Source organism: Aquabacterium sp., assembly GCF_014378415.1.
Lineage (GTDB): Bacteria > Pseudomonadota > Gammaproteobacteria > Burkholderiales > Burkholderiaceae_C > Aquabacterium.
Window position 1 is genome coordinate 40,274 of record NZ_JACMNS010000088.1, and the last position, 16,429, is coordinate 56,702.

Genomic DNA, 16,429 nt, shown 5'->3' on the forward strand with positions numbered 1-16,429 from the left:
ACAAGAGCTGCAGTGGCAATCGGGGTGCCGCTGCCCGGCGTGCGTGGTTAGTCCCTTGGGGATGGCTTTTAACGCCGCTTGGCGCAAAGCTTGCTGCAAGTTCGGGTTTACGATGGGAAAACGTTTCCTCAATGCACCAACCTTCAGCAAACGACATGCAAGACACCCTCATCGACACCCCGCCCCTGTCCAGAATCCACTTGATCGGCGGCGAGAAAGGCGGTGTCGGAAAATCCATGGTCTCGCGCCTGCTGGCCCAGTACTTCATCGACCAGCAGCTCCCCTTCGTCGGCTTTGACACCGACCGATCACATGGGGCCTTGCTGCGCTTTTACGCCGGCTTCGCCTCACCGGTGCTGATCGACCGCTACGAGGCCCTGGACCACATCGTTGAAACCGCCATCGAGAAGCCCGGCCAGCGCGTGCTGGTGGACTTGGCCGCGCAAACGCACGAGCCCTTGGTGAAGTGGATGGAAGAATCGGGCGTGCTGGACATGGCGGGCGAGTCGGGCTTCAAGCTCACCTATTGGCACGTGATGGACTCGGGCCGCGATTCGGTCAACCTGCTGACCCGACTGCTAGATCGCTTTGGCACCCGCTTGAACTACGTTCTTGTGCAGAACCAGTTGCGCGGTGATGACTTCAGCCAGCTGGAGAAATCAGGGCAGCTTGAACGCGCCTTGGGCCTGGGCGCCAAAGTGATCGCCATCAAGCGCCTGCACGACAATGTGGTGCAGAAAATCGATGCCAACAACGTGAGCTTTTGGGCGGCCAAAAACAGCGGCGATGTCAGCAGCCTGGGCCTGATGGAACGCCAGCGCCTGAAGACCTGGTTGCAACACGCCTATGGCGAACTGGCCAAAGCCGACGCCTGACCTGGGCCGCAAGGCTCAGACCGTGGGCTTGACCTGCATGGCCGCCAGGCTCTGGGTGCCCACGATGATCATCCGCACCATCGTCACCAGCTGAGCGGTCAACTCGTCTTGCTTGTCAGGCGCCATGTCCATGGCGGAAGCGCCCATGGCGAACACCAGCCGGGTGATGGCCTTGGCGGTCAGGGCGGGCTCAAACAGACCGGTTTGGTTGGCGGCCGCCAGGCGGATCAGGTCCAGCCGCAATTCGTCTTCAAAAAAATGCAGCTCGCGCTCGACGGCCTGCTTGTAGGCATCCGAGCCCACCGTGCCCTCGCACAGCAGGATGTGCAGCAGCTTGTCGTCTGAGCGAAGCTGGTCCATGAACGCGTGGATGGACCCTGCCACCACGCTTTGCTCGGCCGTGGCGCGTTGCCGGGCTTCGCCAATGATCTGGCGCAGGGAGCGCCCTGCCAGGTCGATCAAGGCCACGGCCAGCTCATCCATGTCGCGGAACTGGCGGTAAAAGCTGTTGGGCGCGATGCCCGCCTCGCGGGCCACCTCGCGCAGGCTGAGCGACGACACGCTGCGGTGAGGCCCCACGAGCTTCAAGGCCGCTGCGATGATGTCCTCTCGAGAAATCACGGCTTTTCGCCCCAGCGCATGGCCAGAAGGCAGCGTGCCCGGCAAGGTGTCCAGGAGGTCTAAAGACGTGTCCAAGGTGGTCAACGCGCTTTGTAAAAGTCAGGGATTGTACCTCCCAACATTAATATACAACCGTATAGACAAATGTTCCAAATTCATTACAATGCGATTAACGTCTGCATTTGGAGACCCTGTGACTGCCCGTTCTAACGACACCGCCCTCAGCCGCCTGCTCGCCCCCCTGGTCAAACCATCCGTGTTTGATTTCTGGGCGGGACACCTCAATCCCGCCTGGTCGTGGGAGCGACCCCTGGCACGCGTGGTGGCTCGCCACATCGAAGCCCAGGGCACCGTCACTCTGGACCTGAAGGCCAACCGCCACTGCGCGGCCATTCAATCTGGGCAGCACGTCAACGTCAGCGCCGAGGTCAATGGCCGTCGCGTCACACGCAGCTACAGCCCCACCCGCGTTTCCCGGTCGGGCAAGCGCCTGTCCATCACCGTCAAACAAGTCGATGGCGGCAAATTGAGCCAGCACCTGTGCCGCCAAGCCCAGTTGGGCGATGTGTTGGAAATCGGCCCCGCCTTTGGCGACATGACGCTGACCCAAGCGTCCCAAGGTGGCGCCCAAGCCAGCGGGCCCAGCCTGTTCCTGGCGGCCGGCAGCGGCATCACCCCCTTGATGAGCCTGACCCGCGCGCTCGACCAAGCCGGCCTGACGCACGACCTCACCTTGGTCTACTGGGCCCGCACCCGCGCTGAGTTGTGCTTCGTGGCTGAGTTGCGCGCCCTGGCCGCTCGCCAGCCGCGCTTCAAGGTTCACTTTGTCCTGACCCAGGAAGCCCAGCGTTTGAATGGTGAGCATGCCGAGCGCCTGAACGCCGATCTGCTGGCCACCCTGGTGCCCAATCTGGCCCAACGGCATGTTTACGCCTGTGGCCCGGCGGGCTTCGTGGACACCGCTCGCGCGCTGAGCCTGGGCCAGGCGCGGTCGTTCGTGGGCGAAGCCTTCACGCTGCCCACCCCTGCCATCAGCGACGCCATCGGCACCGTGCGCATCAACCTGGCCTTGAGCGGCCGCACGGTCGAAGTTGCTACCGGCCAAGCCTTGCTGCCCGCCCTGGAAGCCCTGGGTTTGAGCCTGCCTTCGGGTTGCCGCATGGGCATCTGCAACACTTGCGCGTGCCCCAAGCAAACCGGGGTCACCCAAAACCTGCTCAGCGGCGACAAGGATGACGCACCCACTTCGGCCTTGCGCCTTTGCGTCAGTCGCGCCTGCACCGACCTCACGCTTGATCTTTGACGAAGAAACCTGACCCAGCATGACTTCATCCACATCCCTGAGCCGCACCCTGAACGACGAAGAGTTGACGCACTTCGGTGCCGAGATCGATGCCCTGCGTGCCCGCACCGCAGCCGACCTGGGCGAACGCGATGCGCGCTACATCCGCCGCGTCGTCAAGGCCGTCAACTACCTGGAAGCCGGCGGCCGCCTCGTGCTGATGGCCGGTTTGTTTCCACCTGCTTTTGTGTTGGGCACCTTGATGCTGGGCGTGTCCAAGATCATCGAGAACATGGAAGTGGGCCACAACGTTATCCATGGCCAGTACGACTGGATGGGTGACCCCACCCTGACCGGCAAGACCTACGAGTGGGACATCGCGGGCACGGCCGACAGCTGGCGCAAAACCCACAATTTCCGCCACCACACCTACACCAATGTGCATGGCATGGACGACGACATTGGCTACGGCCTGCTGCGCCTGTTCCCTGAGCAAAAGTGGAGCCCCTTCTTCTTGTTTCAACCACTGATCGCGGTGATCTTCGCGCTGTTGTTTCAGTGGGGCGTGGCCATCCAGGATCTGCGCCTGGGCCGCTACTTCAAGGGCAAGATGACGGGCAAGCAACTGGGTGAGCAGTTCAGGCCTGTGGGCAAGAAGATGCGCTATCAAATGCTCAAGGATTTCGTGATATTCCCGCTGCTGGCCGGCCCCTTCTTTTTGCCGGTGTTGCTGGGCAACATGATCGCCAACGGCATGCGCAATGTGTGGACCTACAGCATCATCTTCTGTGGTCACTTCACCACCGACGTAGAAACCTTTCCGCGCAGCATCGTCAAAAACGAAACGCGGGGCCACTGGTATGCGCGCCAGATCAAGGGCTCGTCCAACCTCAAGGGCGGGCGCTTGTTGAACCTGATGTCGGGCAACCTGAGCTTCCAGATCGAACACCATCTGTTCCCTGACCTGCCAGCCAACCGCTACGCAGAGATCGCGCCTGAAGTGCGCGACATCTGCGCACGTTACGGTCAGCACTACAACACCGGGTCGTTCGTGCGCCATTTCGGCCAGGTGATCTGGCGCATCCTGCGCCATGCCCTGCCCAGCCGACCCAAAGCCCTGGCGCCCACGGGCGAACTGGTGATGGACCAGTCCTGATGCGTCTACAGGTCTCCCGTTTGCTGAGAGCAGGCATGCCCTCAACAGGAGACCGCCATGAGCGTCACCGACCGCCTTTGGCCCACCGGCCCCGTTGACCTGCCCCCTGAGGCAGGCAACCTCACTGCATCACGGTATGAGCCTGATGAGCAATGGCTTCAACAAGCCAGTGCAGAGCTCCAGAAGGCCGCGCTGTGGCGGTGGTTCGCGACGCATCTGGAAGATCCCCGCGATGCCGTGCCGCACAGCGAAGATGATGATGATTACTTGTGGGGTGATGACGAACCCGTGTTGGCCGACCGGGCCTTGAACGAGCGGTTCGGCGCCCTGGTTCCCAACACCGTGGTGCGCGAAGTGCTCTCAGCCATTCGCAACGAGGTCGGCAATGAATGGGCCTACAAGCGCATGGACAAGGCGGGTGCCTGAGTTGCAGCGATTACCGTAAAGTTTGCCAGCATGCCCTCCATAGGCGGGGCCACGATCTGTCATCAACGCGCTTGAGCAGGATCGCCCTTGGTGCTGGGCAGCAAACCGCCCTTTCCCTTGTCCGAGGCGTTTACTGTCTGGCCAGACTCAGGCTTGGCAGGCTCCTGGGTGGCCTCAATCTCAGTGAGGTTGGAATCGGGCACTGGCGTACCCCTGTCCTTGGCCGTGCCCTCGTTGTGAGGCGTTCCCGGGCCGTGGCCCACGCTGACGGAAGTCGGAGTACCCATGATCGCGTCCTTGAAAACATGCGGTTGATGAGCCCGATGCCCAGCAATGCACGTTCCCGCCGTCAGGAAACCTGCTCAGGCGTGGGCGTGACCAGCCGCAACTCGTCCACGGTGTAACCCTCTTTGGTCAGGGCTTCGCGAATCCAGGGCGGTTGCGAGCCTTCACCATTCCAGGTGTCACCCGTGCGCGGATGTTGGTATTTGGGCCCTGCCGGAGGCGGCGGTGGCGCTGCTTTGCGAACGATCGTTTCGGACTCTTCGATGCCCAGTTCATCGGGCGATATCTGCCAGAAATCGAGGAGTTTCCTGATCGAGCGCAGTACTGCTTCTTGTTCTGCGGTCAACATGTTTTTTTCAAATCAGGGTAATGATTCACGCATATTCAACATGCGGTCAATTTCAGAAAACAGCTGGATCACGTTCAGGGGTTTGGTGAGGTAAACATCAAACCCGGCACGCTGAGCCTTGGCCACATCACTGGGCATGGCGTTGGCGCTCAGCGCGATGAGCGGAATGTGGCGCGTGGCAGGGTCGCCCTTCAAGCGCCGGCACAACTCAATGCCGTCAATGCCCGGCAAATTGATGTCGATCACCGCCAGATCAGGGGGGTTGGCCCTGGCCATCGCCAAGCCTTGTAGCCCATCGTTGGCCACCTCGACACGATAACCTGCCTGCAAAGCCATCACACCGATGAATAGCTCTACGTTGGACGGATTATCCTCGACATACAGCAATCGGCTTTCGGCCATCACCCCTGGCAAGGCAAGGGAATGGCCATCGACCAGGGCCAGCTTCTCGGCCACCCCGGCTGGTGGCGTGGCCGCTTTAAGTTGAACGCGGAACATCGAGCCTTGCCCCGGCGACGACTCCACCGTCAATTGCCCCCCCATCAGCTCGACCAGCCGGCGCGTGATCACCAGGCCAATGCCCGTGCCCTGGATGATCTCGCCCTCGGCTTCAAAGCGCGTGAAGGGCTGGAACAAGCGCTCCAGTTGCTGCGGCGTCAGGCCACGACCCGTGTCACTCACCACCAGCACCACCTGCCCCGGCGCGCCTGGCTCCACGGTGACCGTCACCGTGCCCTGGTAACGGTTGTACTTGACGCCGTTGGACAGCAGATTGCTCAGTACTTGTTTGAGCCGCTTGCGGTCGGCCAGCACCCATTGGGCCTGGGCTGAACTGCTGCGGTCGAGCAGCACCACGTTGCGCTCTTCGGCCGCCGGGCCCACCATCTCCAGCGTCTCCTTGATCACCAGGCCCAGGTCCAGGGATTCCATCGAGGTGCCCACCGCACCGGCCTCGATGCTGGCCAGGTCCAGCACCTCGTTGATCAGCTCCAGCAGGTGCCAACCAGCCGCTTCGATCTGGCGCACCTTGTGCAGATCAGCATCGCCCAGCGGCGGCCTGGCCAGGCTCAGCAATTGAGCAAAGCCCAGGATGGCGTTCAGGGGCGTGCGCAACTCGTGGCTCATGCCGGAGAGGAACTCGGTCTTGGCACGGCTGGCGTGCTCGGCTTCGTCCTTGGCATGCTCAAGCTCAGTGGTGCGCAAGTGCACGCGCCGCTCCAGCTCGTCATTGGCAGCGCGTAACTCCTGCTCGGCCAGGATGTAACGCGTGACGTCGTTGACGACCGTCATCCCCGCGTAGGGCTCGCCCTCGCCTTCGCGGAACAGCGGTGACACGTTCACCGAGCCCCAGATGCTGGTGCCATCGCTGCGCAGGATGCGAATCAACTCGCCGCGCACGGGCTGGCGGGTTTCCATCATGCGCTGGAAGGGCAACTCATTGGGCCCGTACTCGCTGCCATCGGGCCTGAACTGGCGGATGCCGTAGCGCACCGGGTCGCCCGTGGCCGTCACCGCCGTGGCCTGCTCGCGGCTCACACCATAAAGCGCCAGGGCTGAATCATTGAAGTCGAGCAGCTTGAGGCTGCGCTCGCGCACCACCATGCCTTCGGCCAGGGTATCGATCAGCAAGCGCAGGTAAGACTCTTTCTCTTTCAGCGACTTGACCTGGGCGCGCACCGCCAGCGCCATGCGGTTGAAGCTTTCCGACAGGCGGCCCAACTCATCGTCACGTCGCTTGGACAACACGCGCGGGGCATCGCCCGCCTCGATGGCATCGGTGGCCATTTGCAGGTGCCGCAAGGGCCGGCTGATCTGACGCCGCACGATCCACGCCAACAACAGCAACTCGGCCAACAGCGCCAAGGCGCCCAGCATGACCACGTTGCGGGCGGCGTTGGTGGCCAGTTGGTCCACCACCTGGCGCGGGTACACGGTGACCGAGTACCAGTTGGGCCCGGCAATGCGGGCGATGCCCAGCACCAAGGCATGGTCACTGGTGTCCCTCACCACGGGCGTGTGGCCCGCCTGCTTTACCTGGCGGTAGATTTCGGTCAACACCGGGTCTTGCAGCACATTGAGTTTGAGTTCACCATTCGACGCCTTGATCTTGTCCATCAAGTGTGGGTGCGCGATGAGCTCGCCCTTGTCATTGAAGATCAGGCTGTAAACCCCTTCGGTGGTCTGCTGAATGGTGCGGGCAATCAAGGCATCAATGGACACGTCCTGGCCCGCCAGGCCAACCCACTGGCCAGCCACATCGATCGGCGCAACGACCGAGACCATCCAGGTGCGGGCCTTGTCGTCAAAGTACACATCCGTCCAGGTGCTGACGCGTTTCGGATTGCGACTCGGTGCGGCATCACGCAAGGGGGGATGGTCGAAATCGTGGGTGTCCTTGTTCACCAGCCGCCCCCAGTTCGCACTGGGCGAGTGCATGACAAGGCCCTTGCCTTTCAGAGCGATGTAGGCCGAGTTAGCGCGCTCAGGGCGGATGCGGGTCACGCCATCACTGTCCCTTCTGAACCAGGCATTGAACTCCGCCTGCGGGTCGGCATCACCCTTGGCGTGCAAGCGTTCCAGCCAGGCATCGCGCAAGCGCAGTGTGTTGTCATGCGCGAACTCAAAAGGTTGGGCCTCCAGCTCAGCACGCGCCGCCAAAACCTGCTGCAGGTTCGTGGCCGTCAATGCCCGCACATCTTTCAGGGTGTCCCGGTAGATGAGGGCCGTCGTCAAGCCAGTTGCGGCCGCCATCAGCAACCCCACCTGCAGCAACACCCGACTCGAAAGGCTCAAGCTCATCTCTGCCATTCTGTTCCATCACGCGCTTTGGGAGCCGAAAATGTGGCTGGGGAAGACCCTTAAGGTGCATCCGGTCTAGACTCGTCCAACGGAGGCCCCACTTTGCAATGAAGCTCGCGCTGCTGTCAGACTTACACGCCAATCGCCAGGCCACGGAAGCCGTGTGGGCGCACGCCCAAGAACAAGGCATTGACCAATTGGCCTTGCTGGGCGACTACGTGGACTACGGCGCAGATCCGGTCTGGACCGTTGACTTTGTGCGCGACCAGGTTCGGCAAGGCGCCATTGCCGTGCGTGGCAACCACGATGACGCCATCGACGGCCATGGCAGCGCCGACCTGGCCGGCCATGTGATGCCCTCGCTGGATTGGACGCGCCAGCAGTTGAGCCAGGATCAGCATGTCTTCCTGACCTGCCTGCCCCTGACCGCCACCTTGGGCCCTTGCCTGCTGACGCACGCCAATGCACACGATCCCGTCAACTGGGGCTACATCCACAGCCGGGCTGAAGCCACCCGCAGCTTGTTCTCGACCGACCAGCGTTTCGTGTTTTGCGGGCACATGCACCAACCCTGCCTGTACAACCTCACCGCCACCGGCAAATCGGGCGAATTCAGCCCCGTGGCGGGCGTGCCCATCGAGTTGTCGCCCGCACGCCGTTGGCTGGCCATCCCGGGCTCGGTCGGCCAGCCGCGCGATGGCAACCCAGCTGCTTGCTATGCCTTGTTCGACACCGACAGCGAGACCTTGACCTTTCACCGCGTGCCTTATGACCACGAAGAAGCGGCCAGGCGCATCATCGCGGCGGGCTTGCCGGCACACCATGCCGAAAGGCTGAAGCATGGCCACTGAACCGACCCGGTTGGAGGCCGGTCAGGTCATCGATGGCTTCCGGCTGGATGAGCGCTTGCACCAGGGTGGCATGGCGCACTTGTGGTCGGTGACGGCACTGAACGGCCCCACCGACGTGCCGCTGATCATGAAGGTGCCGCGCATCAAGGGTGGCGAAGATCCGGCCACCATCGTGGGCTTTGAGGTTGAGCGGATGATCATGCCGCGCTTGAGTGGGCCGCATGTGCCGCGCTTCGTGGCGCGGGGCGATTTCACCCGCCAGCCTTACATCGTCATGGAGCGCATCGCAGGCGACACCTTGCGGCCGCGTTTGCTGCAAGCGCCTTTGCCGGCGGACGAGATCGCCCGCCTTGGCGCCAGCGTGGCGCATGCCTTGCACGCCCTGCACTCACAGCACGTGGTGCACCTGGACGTCAAACCCAGCAACATCATGTTCCGCGAATCGGGCGAGGCGGTGCTGGTGGACTTTGGCCTGTCGCGCCACGACCAGCTGCCCGATCTGCTGGAAGAAGAGTTCACCTTGCCCATGGGCACCGGGCCCTACATGTCGCCCGAACAAGTGCAGTTTGTGCGCAGCGATCCGCGCAGTGACCTGTTCGCGCTGGGCGTGATGATGTACCACCTGGCCACCGGCGAGCGGCCCTTTGGCCAGCCCACCACCGTGGTGGGTTTGCGCAAGCGCCTGTACACCGAGCCCATGCCGCCCCGGGCCTCTCGCCCTGACCTGCCAGCCTGGTTCCAGGAGGTCGTGCTGCATTGCCTGGAGGTCGATCCCGACAACCGCTATCAGACCGCCGCGCAATTGGCGTTTGATCTTCAGAACCCCGATCAAGTCGCCTTGACCGGCCGCGCCGCGAAGTTGATCAAGGCCGGGCCCATCACCACCTTCGGCCGCTGGTTCAAGGCCATGGGTGCCGAACCCAAAGGCGACATCACGGCCACGGCGCAGATCGACCGCAGCCCGATCATCATGGTGGCCATTGGCCTGAAATCCAGCCCTTTGGAATTGCAGCAAAAGTTGCTGACCACCGTGGGCCGCATCCTGCAGATCGAGCCCAAGGCGCGGCTGGCCTGCGTCAGCATCATGAAGACCAACCGCGTCGGCATGGACAAGCTGACCGATGAGGCGGGCAACAGCCTGCACGTGCAGCAACTGGTGGCCATCAAGCATTGGGCGCGGCCTCTGCAGCAATCTTTGAAGATGGAAGACCAGCGCCTGACCTTCCATGTGCTGGAGGCACCAGACACGGCTGCGGCCATCGTTGAGTTCGCCACGCGCAACCGGGTCGACCACATCGTGATGGGTGCGCGCGGCAATTCAGCCTTGCGGCGTTACCTGGGCAGCGTGTCGGCCCAGGTGGTGGCCGAGGCGAAATGCTCGGTCACCGTGGTTCGGGTATTGCCTTTTTAACTGGCCGGTTAAATCGGCAACACCCTCATCACCTTTTGCATCCCATCAACGGCCTTGCCCTTGCGGGCACGCTTGCCGATGTGGGCCGCGTAGCCTGAGTTGCGCACGTCTTCTTCCTTGTCCTTGCCGCCCCGGCCCGAGCCGATCACCTTGACGCCGTTGTGCGCCGTGGTCACCGAGATCAGGGGATCCTTCTTCGGGTCCACGTCCATCAAGGTCAGGCCGCGTCCGCCGTTGGATTGCAGCTTGAGCTCGTCCAGCGCGAACACCAGCATGCGCCCGCCTTGGGCCAGGCAGGCCACCTGTGTGTGTGCGGGCTGCACCAGCACGGGTGGCAACACCAGGTCACCATCGTCCAGCGTCAGGAAGCCCTTGCCGCCCTTCTGGCGCGTGATCAGGTCGCCCATCTTGGCCAAGAGACCGAAGCCGCCCGTGTTGGCCAACAGCAGGGTTTGGTCCACGGCGCCGGCCAGGTAATGCACCGGCTGCGTGCCTGATTCGAGCTCGATCATGCTGGTGATGGGGGAACCATCGCCCCGCGCGCCCGGCAAGGCGCTGACCTGCAGGCTGTAGACGCGGCCATTGCTGCCGATCACGATCATCGGGTCAACGGTGCGGCATTCCAAGGTGCCGTACAGGCCGTCGCCCGCTTTGAAAGCGAAGCTGGCGGGATCGTGGCCATGGCCGGTGCGCGCACGCACCCAGCCCTTCTGGCTGACCACCACGGTCACAGGTTCGTCGATGACCTTGACCTCGGCCACGGCGCGCTTCTCGGCCTGGATCAGGGTGCGGCGCTCGTCACCAAACTGTTTGGTATCGGCCTCGATCTCCTTGATCACGGTGCGCTTGAGCACGCCGGGGTTGTCGAGGATGTCGCGCAACTTGGCTTCTTCGGTGCGCAGCTCGGCCAGCTCTTGCTCGATCTTGATGGATTCCAGCCGGGCCAGTTGGCGCAGGCGGATGTCGAGGATGTCGTCGGCCTGCCGCTCGCTGAGCTTGAAGCGCTCGATCAGCGCCGCCTTGGGCTCGTCGCTCTCGCGGATGATGCGGATCACCTCGTCGATGTTCAGCAAAACGAGCTGGCGACCCTCCAGGATGTGGATGCGGTCCAGCACCTTGCCGAGGCGGTGGTTGGTGCGGCGCGTGACGGTTTCCATGCGGAAACCGATCCACTCCACCAACATCTGCCGCAGGCTCTTTTGCGTGGGCCGGCCATCGGCGCCCACCATCGTCATGTTGATCGACGACGAGGTTTCCAGGCTGGTGTGCGCCAGCAAGGTGGTGATCAGCTCCTGCTGCCCCACCGTGCGGGTTTTGGGCTCGAACACCAGGCGCACGGCCGCGTCTTTGCTCGACTCGTCGCGCACGGTGTCGAGCACGGACAGCACCGTGGTTTTCAGTTGGGTCTGCTCGGCCGTCAGGGCCTTCTTACCCGTTTTGACCTTCGGATTGGTCAGCTCTTCAATCTCTTCCAGCACCTTTTGCGAACTGGTGCCGTGCGGCAACTCGGTGACCACCAGCTGCCACTGCCCACGCGCCAGATCCTCGATCTTCCAGCGCGCGCGCACCTTCAGGCTGCCACGCCCGCTGCGGTAGGCATCCTGGATGTCCTGCGGGCTGGAGATGATCTGCCCGCCGCCCGGAAAGTCGGGGCCCTGGATGTGGCCGAACAACTCTTCGTCCGTCAGCTGGTCATTGCGGATCAGCGCCACGACCGCATTGGAGACCTCGCGCAGGTTGTGGCTGGGGATCTCGGTGGCCAAGCCCACGGCGATGCCGCTGGCGCCATTGAGCAGCACAAAGGGCAGGCGCGCAGGCAAGCGCTTGGGCTCTTCAAACGAGCCGTCGTAGGTGGGGACGAAATCCACCGTGCCCATGTCGATTTCATCGAGCAGCAGGCGGGTGATGGGCGCCAGGCGCGCCTCGGTGTAGCGCATGGCCGCAGCGCCGTCGCCATCGCGGCTGCCGAAGTTGCCCTGGCCGTCGATCAGCGGGTAGCGCAGCGCAAAGTCTTGGGCCATGCGCACCATGGCGTCGTAAGCAGCGCTGTCGCCGTGCGGGTGGTACTTGCCCAGCACGTCGCCCACCACACGGGCACTTTTAACGGGCTTGGGGCCGGTGTTGCCCGCAAAGCTCAAGCCCATCCGATCCATCGAGTACAGGATGCGGCGCTGCACGGGCTTTTGGCCATCGCACACATCGGGCAAGGCGCGGCCCTTGACCACGCTCAGGGCGTATTCCAGGTAGGCGCGCTCGGCGTAGTGCGACAGGGTCAGGGATTCGCTCTCATCCGCAGGGGGCGGAGGCGGCGGCGGGGGAAAGTCCATGGTTTGCTGGGTCATTTTGGTGTGGTCGAAACCAGTCGGTATTTTTTCATGTCGGACAACGCTGACAAGCAAAGCAGACAAGGCCGATGGCTTGGCATCAGGTTTGAGGTCACAGTAAGCACATCACCACCTTCATTGCGGCACTGACATGAACAGCATCAAAATTCTGGCCATCGCCATCATCGCTGCGGGCATCCTGGGCCTCACCTTGGGCAGCTTCAGCTACACCAAAGACACGTCGGCAGTGAAGCTTGGTCCGCTAGAGCTGAACGTCAAAGAAAAAGAAACGGTCAACATTCCCCTGTGGGCTGGTGTCTGCGCCATTGTGGTGGGTGGTTTGCTGCTGGTCGGAGGTAGCAGCAAGGTCTGAGGTCAGATGTCGATGTCCACCTCGTCGCCATGCAGCTCCATCAGCTCACGGCGCGAGGCGGCTTCGCCCTTGCCCATCAGCTTGTTGAATGACACCTCGGTCAGGTCGAAACCGGGCACGCCATAAGCCACAGGCAGCAAGCGGCGGGTGTCGGGGTTCAAGGTGGTGTCCCACAACTGCTCGGCGTTCATCTCGCCCAGGCCCTTGAAACGGCTGATGGACCAGGTGCCTTCGCGGCAACCCTCTTTGCGCAACTTATCAAGGGTGGCCGTCAGTTCGCCATCATCCAAGGCGTACAACTTGGCGGCGGGCTTCTTGCCTCGCGCGGGGGCATCCACCCGGAACAAAGGCGGGCGCGCGATGTAGATGTGGCCCGTTTCGATCAGCTTGGGGAAGTGCCTGAAAAACAGCGTCAGCAACAGCACCTGGATGTGCGAGCCGTCCACGTCAGCGTCTGACAGGATGCAGACCTTGCCATAGCGCAGGCCAGACAGGTCGGGCGAATCGTTGGGGCCGTGTGGATCGACACCAATCGCCACCGAGATGTCGTGGATTTCGTTGTTGGCAAAGAGGCGGTCGCGCTCGACCTCCCAGGCGTTGAGCACCTTGCCGCGCAAAGGCAGGATGGCCTGAGTCTCTTTGTTGCGGCCCATCTTGGCGCTGCCCCCGGCCGAATCGCCTTCCACCAAAAACACTTCATTCAGGTTGAGGTCGCGGCTTTCGCAATCGGTCAGCTTGCCGGGCAGCACGGCCACGCCGGAGCCCTTTCGCTTCTCGACTTTTTGGCCAGCTTTTTGGCGGGCCTGGGCCTGCTTGATGACCAGCTCGGCCAACTTCTTGCCGTAGTCCACGTGCTGGTTCAGCCACAAATCCAAGGATGGTTTGACGTAGGTGGTGACCAGGCGCAACGCGTCGCGGCTGTTCAGGCGCTCTTTGGTCTGGCCTTGAAACTGCGGATCGAGCACCTTGGCTGACAACACAAAGCTGGCGCGTGAGAACACGTCGTCGGGCATGAGCTTGACGCCTTTGGGCATCAGGCTGTGCATCTCGATGAAGCCCTTGATGGCGTTGAACAGGCCATCCTTCAAGCCCGCCTCGTGCGTGCCACCGGCCACCGTGGGGATCAGGTTGACGTAGCTCTCGCGCATGGACGCGCCCTCTTCAGTGAAGGCCACGCACCAGGCGGCGCCCTCGCCTTCGGCGAAGTTCTCGGTCTCGGCGCCGGTGGCGAACTGCTCGCCTTCAAACAGCGGAATGATCGGGTCGGTGTGCAGGGCTTGCGTCAGGTAATCGCGCAGGCCGCCTTTGTAGAGCCAGGTCAGCGTCTCGCCGGTTTTTTCGGTGGTCAGCGTGATGGTCACGCCAGGCATCAGCACGGCTTTGCTGCGCAAGGCGTGCATCAAGTCGCTGCGCGGCAGGTCAGCGCTTTCAAAGTATTTGGGATCAGGCCAGGCGCGCGCGGTGGTGCCGTTTTTGCGCTCGCCAGAGGCCAGTGGGCGCACGGTCAAGGGCTCAATCACATCGCCGCCGCTGAAGGCCAGTTGGGCCACCTGCTTGTCGCGGTAAACGGTGACTTGCAGGCGCGTGGACAGCGCATTGGTCACGCTCACACCCACGCCGTGCAGGCCGCCCGAGAAGCTGTAGGCGCCGCCCGAACCCTTGTCGAACTTGCCACCGGCGTGCAGGCGCGTGAACACGATCTCGACCACGGGCACCTGCTCTTCAGGGTGCAAGCCAAAGGGGATGCCCCGGCCATCGTCTTCCACGCTGGCAGAGCCATCGGTGTGCAGGGTAACGGCGATGCGCTTGCCAAAACCGGCCAGGGCCTCGTCGGCCGCGTTGTCGATCACTTCCTGGATGATGTGCAGCGGGGTGTCGGTGCGGGTGTACATGCCCGGGCGCGGCTTGACGGGCTCCAGGCCCTTGAGCACGCGGACCGACGACTCGCCGTAACTGGCGCTGGGCTTGGTGGAGGAAACGGGGACAGGCGTGGGTTTCAATGACATGGGCGCGATTCTACGAACTTAAGGGGCGCGGAAAATTTCGGTGACGGGTTGCAGATTGAGCCACTCTTTCTCGGCCTCCGAGCCCGAGCCTTCGACAATTTGGTGAAATTCCCGGAAATCGGACTTGAATCGATCCAGGGCGCCGTTCAGCCACAACACGGTGGCCAGCACATTGAGGTGGTCCACCCGCCCCGCGAAGTCGCCCGGCTTCACGCCTGCGCCGAAAAACAGGGTCGGGATGCGGCCGGTGCCGGTGATGTAGCCATTGCCCCGGCTGGTGTCGGTGCTGCCGTCTTCGTCAAACGTGACGATGAGCAGGCTGTTGTGGGCCTTGGCCCAGGCCGCGTAGGCGCCGATGTTCTGGCGCAGCCAATCGTCGGCCACCTGGGCGCTGTTGCTGTGGGCGTCGTGCTGCTCGTTGGGGACCACGATGGACACGTGGGGCAGCTGGTCGAAAGGCAGCGGCTTGCCCTTGGCGTCGCGGTCAAAGCCGCGGAAAGATTGCTTGAGCACCGGGTCTTGCGTGGGCATGAAACCCAGGTTGACGCTGACGGGCATCACATGTTGGGCCAGGTCGCCTTTGTGGCCGCGCGGGCTGGTGGGCGCCAACTGGTCCGTCCAATTGACGGTGGGGTTGTGCTTGCGGCGGTAGAAATCGGTCAGGGCCTGGGTGCTGGAGCAAGCGGTCAGGCTGCTGTCGGTGCCGCAGTTCCAGCTGGGGTATGGCAGAGATTCGCTGAAGCTGGCGAACGTGCGGCCGGATTGCAGCAAGGCGGCGCCCAGGTTGGGCGATGTGAGGGGCAGCCAGACGCTGGGCAGGTTGGCGTTGCCGACGCCGATGTGGGTATCGCGCGGGGCGGGCAGCAAGCGGCCCTGGCGGTCGTAGGCGGCCTGGCCGGTGTAGGGCGAGCGCGTGTCTTCGAACCAGGCGGGCAGGACGCCCTGGTGGTGGCCTGAGAACAGGAAGAGGTAGTTGGGCTGGCTGGGGCGCGTGGGCAGGCCCGAGCCATAGGGGGTTTGCGTGAAATGGGCGTTGGTGAAGCGGGCGCCCTGGCTGGCCAACTCGTTGAGGTAGCGCCAGTTCGAGGTTTTGGAGAACACCGGCGCATCGGCCCTTTTGAGCTGGGCTTCGGTGGCCTCGAAGGCGGAGAGGTTTTCGAGGATGACGAAGACGGTGTGGTCGGGGCGCCAGGCTGGGAGGGGCTCGGTGGGCGTTGGTGCGGGATCGGCTTTGGCGGGGGGGTTGCGGAGGGCGGTGGCCAGTGCGGACAGGGGACCGGTGCTGAGCAAAGTGGCGAGGAGGCGGCGCAGGGTGGTGCGGCGAGTGATGGCGACGGGGCGGCGGGGCTTCATGAGGGCGTAGGTTAGCCGACGGGTGGGTTGAGGCGGCGGGGGTGAACCCGCTCGACGGCCCATGCTGCGGTGGCGAGTTGGTCGCCAGGCCTCGGCGCCCGGCATCCAGCTTGGTCAAAAGCCCGGCCTCTGCGCAGCGGGTGTTCAAGCCGCAGGGCTGCAGTCGAAACCAGAGGCGCAGCCCCACCGCCGCGCAGATCTGGCGCAGGCATCCACGGTTGCTGGCCCGCTCGGGTGGCACCAGCCCCAGTGCCCGGCACACCGTGTCCGCAGACGATGTGTGCTGGGCCGATGTCATCTTCGCCATGGAAGACAAGC

14 protein-coding genes and 1 pseudogene are annotated in these 16,429 nt (G+C 63.2%); 8 read left to right on the forward strand and 7 right to left on the reverse strand.

The window, feature by feature from the left end; genetic code table 11:
* Positions 1-155 precede the first annotated feature (155 nt).
* A complete protein-coding gene (locus tag H7225_RS08055; RefSeq protein WP_290660609.1) occupies positions 156-875 on the forward strand; it encodes a mobilization protein in 720 nt (239 codons plus the stop codon).
* Between the two features lie 15 nt (positions 876-890).
* Here H7225_RS08055 and fabR read toward each other — a convergent pair whose 3' ends face one another.
* Positions 891-1,571, reverse strand: coding sequence for an HTH-type transcriptional repressor FabR (gene fabR / locus H7225_RS08060; protein WP_290660611.1), 681 nt, complete (start codon positions 1,569-1,571; stop codon positions 891-893).
* Positions 1,572-1,689: 118 nt separating this feature from the next.
* Here fabR and H7225_RS08065 point away from each other — a divergent pair, with 118 nt between their 5' ends.
* Genes H7225_RS08065 through H7225_RS08075 form a run of 3 tightly spaced genes read left to right on the forward strand, consistent with a single transcriptional unit; the run spans position 1,690 to position 4,360 of the window.
* Positions 1,690-2,799 carry a ferredoxin reductase gene (locus tag H7225_RS08065; protein WP_290660613.1) on the forward strand — a complete coding sequence of 370 codons (1,110 nt, stop codon included), beginning with the start codon at positions 1,690-1,692 and terminating at the stop codon, positions 2,797-2,799.
* A 19-nt stretch (positions 2,800-2,818) separates the two neighbouring features.
* Positions 2,819-3,934: an acyl-CoA desaturase gene (locus tag H7225_RS08070; RefSeq protein ID WP_290660614.1), complete on the forward strand. Its 1,116-nt coding sequence runs from the start codon at positions 2,819-2,821 to the stop codon at positions 3,932-3,934.
* A 57-nt stretch (positions 3,935-3,991) separates the two neighbouring features.
* The gene (locus H7225_RS08075) at positions 3,992-4,360 is read left to right on the forward strand and encodes a hypothetical protein (RefSeq protein ID WP_290660616.1); all 369 of its coding nucleotides are present in this window, start codon (positions 3,992-3,994) and stop codon (positions 4,358-4,360) included.
* Positions 4,361-4,422: 62 nt separating this feature from the next.
* On the opposite strand, the gene H7225_RS08080 is transcribed toward H7225_RS08075, so the two are convergent.
* The 3 genes from H7225_RS08080 to H7225_RS08090 form a co-directional block, all read right to left on the reverse strand.
* A complete protein-coding gene (locus tag H7225_RS08080; protein WP_290660618.1) occupies positions 4,423-4,647 on the reverse strand; it encodes a hypothetical protein in 225 nt (74 codons plus the stop codon).
* Positions 4,648-4,709: 62 nt separating this feature from the next.
* Entirely contained in the window at positions 4,710-4,994 is a 285-nt protein-coding gene (locus H7225_RS08085) for an H-NS family nucleoid-associated regulatory protein (RefSeq protein ID WP_290660620.1), read from the reverse strand.
* 12 nt (positions 4,995-5,006) lie between these two features.
* Entirely contained in the window at positions 5,007-7,793 is a 2,787-nt protein-coding gene (locus H7225_RS08090) for an ATP-binding protein (RefSeq protein ID WP_290660622.1), read from the reverse strand.
* Between the two features lie 107 nt (positions 7,794-7,900).
* Here H7225_RS08090 and H7225_RS08095 point away from each other — a divergent pair, with 107 nt between their 5' ends.
* On the forward strand, positions 7,901-8,644 hold the full coding sequence (locus H7225_RS08095) for a metallophosphoesterase family protein (RefSeq protein ID WP_290660624.1): 744 nt from the start codon (positions 7,901-7,903) through the stop codon (positions 8,642-8,644).
* Positions 8,634-10,055, forward strand: a complete 1,422-nt coding sequence (locus H7225_RS08100; RefSeq protein WP_290660626.1) for a bifunctional serine/threonine-protein kinase/universal stress protein — start codon at positions 8,634-8,636, stop codon at positions 10,053-10,055. The genes H7225_RS08095 and H7225_RS08100 overlap by 11 nt, the downstream gene beginning before the upstream one ends.
* Before the next feature lie 8 nt (positions 10,056-10,063).
* Here H7225_RS08100 and parC read toward each other — a convergent pair whose 3' ends face one another.
* On the reverse strand, positions 10,064-12,382 hold the full coding sequence (gene parC, locus H7225_RS08105; RefSeq protein ID WP_290660628.1) for a DNA topoisomerase IV subunit A: 2,319 nt from the start codon (positions 12,380-12,382) through the stop codon (positions 10,064-10,066).
* 148 nt (positions 12,383-12,530) lie between these two features.
* Here parC and H7225_RS08110 point away from each other — a divergent pair, with 148 nt between their 5' ends.
* A complete protein-coding gene (locus tag H7225_RS08110) occupies positions 12,531-12,752 on the forward strand; it encodes a hypothetical protein (protein ID WP_290660630.1) in 222 nt (73 codons plus the stop codon).
* A 2-nt stretch (positions 12,753-12,754) separates the two neighbouring features.
* Here H7225_RS08110 and H7225_RS08115 read toward each other — a convergent pair whose 3' ends face one another.
* Together H7225_RS08115 and H7225_RS08120 are read right to left on the reverse strand one after the other, a co-directional pair.
* Positions 12,755-14,758: a DNA topoisomerase IV subunit B gene (locus H7225_RS08115; RefSeq protein WP_290660632.1), complete on the reverse strand. Its 2,004-nt coding sequence runs from the start codon at positions 14,756-14,758 to the stop codon at positions 12,755-12,757.
* Positions 14,759-14,776: 18 nt separating this feature from the next.
* Complete coding sequence (locus H7225_RS08120) at positions 14,777-16,111, reverse strand: alkaline phosphatase family protein (RefSeq protein WP_290660634.1); 1,335 nt, start codon at positions 16,109-16,111, stop codon at positions 14,777-14,779.
* 65 nt (positions 16,112-16,176) lie between these two features.
* On the opposite strand from H7225_RS08120, the pseudogene H7225_RS08125 reads away from it, so the two are divergent.
* A pseudogene (locus H7225_RS08125) lies at positions 16,177-16,275 on the forward strand (DUF1272 domain-containing protein); the annotation flags it as partial.
* Positions 16,276-16,429 lie beyond the last annotated feature (154 nt).

Excerpts from the sequence above, each read along its gene's own strand:
- H7225_RS08055 (WP_290660609.1), top strand. The coding sequence starts at position 156 with ATGCAAGACACCCTCATCGACACCCCGCCCCTGTCCAGAATCCACTTG.
- H7225_RS08070 (WP_290660614.1), top strand. The coding sequence starts at position 2,819 with ATGACTTCATCCACATCCCTGAGCCGCACCCTGAACGACGAAGAGTTG.
- H7225_RS08075 (WP_290660616.1), top strand. The coding sequence starts at position 3,992 with ATGAGCGTCACCGACCGCCTTTGGCCCACCGGCCCCGTTGACCTGCCC.
- H7225_RS08080 (WP_290660618.1), bottom strand. The coding sequence starts at position 4,647 with ATGGGTACTCCGACTTCCGTCAGCGTGGGCCACGGCCCGGGAACGCCT.
- H7225_RS08085 (WP_290660620.1), bottom strand. The coding sequence starts at position 4,994 with ATGTTGACCGCAGAACAAGAAGCAGTACTGCGCTCGATCAGGAAACTC.
- H7225_RS08090 (WP_290660622.1), bottom strand. The coding sequence starts at position 7,793 with ATGAGCTTGAGCCTTTCGAGTCGGGTGTTGCTGCAGGTGGGGTTGCTG.
- H7225_RS08095 (WP_290660624.1), top strand. The coding sequence starts at position 7,901 with ATGAAGCTCGCGCTGCTGTCAGACTTACACGCCAATCGCCAGGCCACG.
- H7225_RS08100 (WP_290660626.1), top strand. The coding sequence starts at position 8,634 with ATGGCCACTGAACCGACCCGGTTGGAGGCCGGTCAGGTCATCGATGGC.
- parC (WP_290660628.1), bottom strand. The coding sequence starts at position 12,382 with ATGGACTTTCCCCCGCCGCCGCCTCCGCCCCCTGCGGATGAGAGCGAA.
- H7225_RS08110 (WP_290660630.1), top strand. The coding sequence starts at position 12,531 with ATGAACAGCATCAAAATTCTGGCCATCGCCATCATCGCTGCGGGCATC.
- H7225_RS08115 (WP_290660632.1), bottom strand. The coding sequence starts at position 14,758 with ATGTCATTGAAACCCACGCCTGTCCCCGTTTCCTCCACCAAGCCCAGC.
- H7225_RS08120 (WP_290660634.1), bottom strand. The coding sequence starts at position 16,111 with ATGAAGCCCCGCCGCCCCGTCGCCATCACTCGCCGCACCACCCTGCGC.